Origin of the sequence: Coralloluteibacterium thermophilum (genome assembly GCF_042654365.1) — a bacterium.
GTDB lineage: Bacteria > Pseudomonadota > Gammaproteobacteria > Xanthomonadales > Xanthomonadaceae > Coralloluteibacterium > Coralloluteibacterium thermophilum.
In genome coordinates this window covers 1-3,547 of sequence record NZ_JBHSGG010000064.1, presented here as the reverse complement: position 1 = coordinate 3,547, position 3,547 = coordinate 1, and the positions used below count along the sequence as shown (strand labels likewise).

General features: G+C 73.9%; 1 protein-coding gene. It reads left to right on the top strand.

Going from position 1 to position 3,547, the window contains the following annotated elements; genetic code table 11:
- A partial coding sequence (locus ACFO3Q_RS16825) for a beta strand repeat-containing protein (RefSeq protein WP_377006063.1) occupies positions 1 to 3,547 on the top strand: 3,547 nt, incomplete at both ends.

Here is a 3,547-nt window from a genome sequence, read left to right as displayed (position 1 = left end):
GGCCGGATCGACGGCAGCCTCACCGCCACCAGCAACGGTGGAAACGTGGGGCAGAGCGGCGGGCTGGCGGTCGGCGGGACCGCAGGGATCGACGCCGGCAGTGGCGACATCGCGTTTGCCGATACGTTGTCGAACGATTTCCGCGGCACGGTGTCGCTGACCGGCGGAGCGGTGCGGATCGCCAACAGCCGCGCGCTGACGCTGGGCGCGGTGGACGCGGCCAGCCTGTCGGTCATCACTGCCGGTCCGATCACACAGGCGGCGGGGACACGGATCGACGTCACGGGTGCTGCAGATTTCGATGCCAGCACGACCGCCATCACGTTGACGAACGACAACGACTTCGGCGGCGCAGTCAGCCTGCGCGGCGGGGCCACGCACATCCACGACCGCGGCGATCTGACCCTGGGGACCGTCGCCACGAGCGCCCTGAGCGTGGAGGCCGGGGGCGACCTGAACCTCGGAACGGGCAGCACGGGCCACATCGTGGCCAGCAGCGGCGGTGACATCACCCAGAGTGGGATGCTCTCCCTCGGGGCGGCGGGCCGGGTGAGCACGCTCACCGCAGGAGCGAGCGGCCGCATCGCGCTCGGCACCGTCGGCAATACGCTGTCCGGCCTGTTCAGCGTCACCGGTGGCGACGTGCAGCTGCGGAGCCGTGCCGGGCTGCTTCTCGACAACGTGAACGTGAACAGCCTCGACATCCAGGCCAATGACGGGCTCAGTCTCGGCTACGGGAACATCCGCGGCGACCTCGTTGCCCGCACCAGCGGCGTGGTGATCCAGGCAGGCGGCGTCACCGTCGAAGGCACCACGCTGATCGACGCCGGCGCCGGCGCGATCACGCTGTCGAACGCCGGCAACGACTTCCAGGGCGCGGTGACGCTCCGGGGCGGCACCACCACGATCCACGATGCGAACACGCTGACGCTGGGCACGCTCGACGTCGCCGGCCTGACGGCTGTCAGCGGCGGGGCGCTGAACCTCGGGCAGGGCGACATCGCCGGCAACCTCACGGCGCAGGCGAGCGGAGGGGTGAGCCAGAGCGGTGCACTCGCCGTCGGCGGCGCCACGACCATCGCCGCCGGCGGCAACAGCATCGACCTCGGCCGTGCCGGCAACGCCTTCGGCGGCCTGGTGAGCCTCGCCGGCAGCGGGGCCACGATCACGTCGGGGGGCGGCCTGCAGTTCGGCACGCTCGCCGTCGGCGGCCTGACCGCGACCAGCAACGGCGAGCTGATTCTCGGCCGTGGCACCGTCTCGGGCGCGCTGTCGGCCACCAGCAACGGCGGCCGCGTCGCGCAGAGCGGTGCGCTCAACGTGGTCGGGCCGGCCCACATCGATGCAGGCAGCGGCGCGATCGAGCTGTCCAACGCGGGCAACATCTTCAGTGGCGCGGTGAGCCTGACCGGCGGCAGCGCCGCGATCCGGAGCGCCAGCGGGCTGACGCTGGGCACCCTGGCCCTTTCCGGCGACCTCGTCGCCAACAGCCAGGGCGGGCTCGGCCTCGGCGAGGGCCGGATCGACGGCGCCCTCGTCGCGGGGAGCGCCGGGGGTGCCATCGGCCAAGCGAGCGGCGGGCTGACGGTGGCGGGCTCCGCGACCATCGACGCGGGGGCGGGGAACATCACGCTGGACGCCGGCAACGACTTCCGTGGTCCGGTCGCGCTGACCGGCGGCGCGGTCCGGGTCCGCGACGTCGACGATCTCGAGATCGGCGCGCTGGTCGGCGGGACTGGTGGGGTGGACCTCCAGGCCGGCGGCAATCTCCTCCTGGCGGCCGGCGACATCGACACCGGCGGCGCCGACCTGCGGCTCGTGGCGGAGGGAACGCTGGCCACGCCCGGCGCCCTGCGCGGCGCCAACGTGACGCTGCGCGGCGGCACCGGGCTCGACCTGGATCACGACGTGACGGCCACCAGCGGGCTTTCCCTGGACGGCGGCGTCGGTGCCATCGAGCAGAACGCGGGCCGGATCGCCGCGGCGCGGCTCGACGTCGAGGGCGGCAGCGCGCGCCTGGATGCGACCGGCAACGCCGTCGCCGCACTGGGCGACTTGGACGTGGCCGGTGCCTTCGCGCTGCGCAACACGCAGGCGATCCTGCAGGCCGCAGGGGCCTCGGTGGAGGTCGGCGGCGCGGCGTCCTTCGACGCGAGCGGCCAGCAGATCGTCCTGACCAACGCCGGCAACGACTTCGGCGGACCCGTGAGCCTGACCGGCGGGGCCGTCACGATCCACAACGCCAACGCGCTGACGCTGGGCACGCTCGACGTCACGGCGCTGGATGCGGCGAGCGGCGGCGCGCTGGGTCTCGGGCAGGGCGACATCGCCGGCAACCTCACGGCGAACGCGGGTGGCGCGGTGAGCCAGAGCGGTGCGCTCGCCGTCGGCGGCACCACGACCATCGACGCCCGCGGCAACAGCATCGACCTCGGCGATGCCGGCAACGCCTTCGGTGGCATGGTGAGCCTCAGTGGCGGCGGGGCCGCGATCGCCTCGGCGGGCCGCCTGCAGTTCGGCACGCTCGCCGTCGGCGGCCTGACCGCGACCAGCAACGGCGAGCTGATCCTCGGCCGCGGCATTGTCTCGGGCACGCTGTCGGCCACCAGCAACGGCGGCCGCGTCGCGCAGAGCGGTGCGCTCAACGTGGTCGGGCCGGCCCACATCGATGCAGGCAGCGGTGCGATCGAGCTGTCCAACGCGGGCAACATCTTCAGCGGCGCGGTGAGCCTGACCGGCGGCGCCGCCACGATCCAAGGCGCCAGCATGCTGACGCTGGGCACCCTGGCGCTTTCCGGCGACCTCGTCGCCAACAGCCAGGGCACGCTGAATCTCGGCGAGGGCCGGATCGGTGGCGCCCTCGTCGCGGGGAGCGCCGGGGGTGCCATCGGCCAGGCGAGCGGCGGGCTGACGGTGGCGGGCTCCGCGACCATCGACGCGGGGGCGGGGAACATCACGCTGGACGCCGGCAACGACTTCCGTGGTCCGGTCGCGCTGACCGGCGGCGCGGTCCGGGTCCGGGACGTCGACGATCTCGAGATCGGCGCGCTGGTCGGCGGGACCGGCGGGGTGGACCTCCAGGCCGGCGGCAATCTCCTCCTGGCGGCTGGCGACATCGACACCGGCAGCGCCGACCTGCGGCTCGTGGCGGGCGGGACGCTGGCCACGCCCGGTGCCCTGCGCGGCGCCAACGTGACGCTGCGCGGCGGCACCGGGCTCGACCTGGGCCACGACGTGACGGCCGCCAGTGGGCTTTCCCTGGCGGGCGGCGCCATCCAGCAGAGCGCCGGCCGGATCGCCGCGGAGCGGCTCGACGTCGAGGGCAGCAGCGCGCGCCTGGATGCGGCCGGCAATGCCGTCGGCGCACTGGGCGACGTGGACGTGGCCGGCGCCTTCACGCTGCGCAACACGCAGGCGATCCGGCAGGCCGCAGGGACCACGGTGGAGGTCGGCGGTGCGGCGTCCTTCGACGCGGGCGGCCAGGAGATCGTCCTGGCCAACGCCGGCAACGATTTCGGCGGCCCCGTGAGCCTGACCGGCAGTGACG